The sequence below is a fragment of the Leptotrichia sp. OH3620_COT-345 genome (assembly GCF_003932895.1).
Classification (GTDB): Bacteria; Fusobacteriota; Fusobacteriia; order Fusobacteriales; family Leptotrichiaceae; genus Pseudoleptotrichia.
Genome location: NZ_RQYW01000133.1, coordinates 1 through 419, shown reverse-complemented (window position 1 = coordinate 419; position 419 = coordinate 1). Strand labels below are relative to the sequence as shown.

The 419-nt window shown below is 27.7% G+C and carries 1 protein-coding gene; it reads right to left on the bottom strand.

Translation table 11 applies throughout. The features are described 5' to 3' along the window. On the bottom strand, window positions 1-354 hold a 354-nt coding region (locus EII29_RS11625; RefSeq protein ID WP_148096443.1), incomplete at its 3' end, for a hypothetical protein. Window positions 355-419: the final 65 nt, after the last annotated feature.

Sequence of the window (419 nt, the reverse complement as noted above, 5' to 3'; positions counted from 1 at the left end):
CTCATTCAGAGCCCTTTCAATTCCATCCGCTATTTTTTTTGGATCAAGCATTTTAGCTATCATAGGTCTTTGTTTTTCAGGAAAAACTTTTAGTACTAAATTTTGTACTCTTAGTATCGCCTGGAATAAAACTTCCGAATTTGGTTTAGTACCTTTAAGAATTTCTCCATAGGCTATGCCGGCAGGAATATATTTAGTTATTAACTTAGTAATCTTCCTTTCTATTAAAAATTTGTAAAATTTAACAAATCGTTTACTTAAAAAAGCTATTAGATAAGTTCCAACTGTTACTCCTATTAAATTTAGTGCATTTTGTCCTGCTCCATTTACAATTTGTAATAAAAATTCTTTCATTTGAATCATCTCCTGTTTTTTATTTAAAAATTATTTTTTATAAATTTTTCTTTTCTATCAACCCT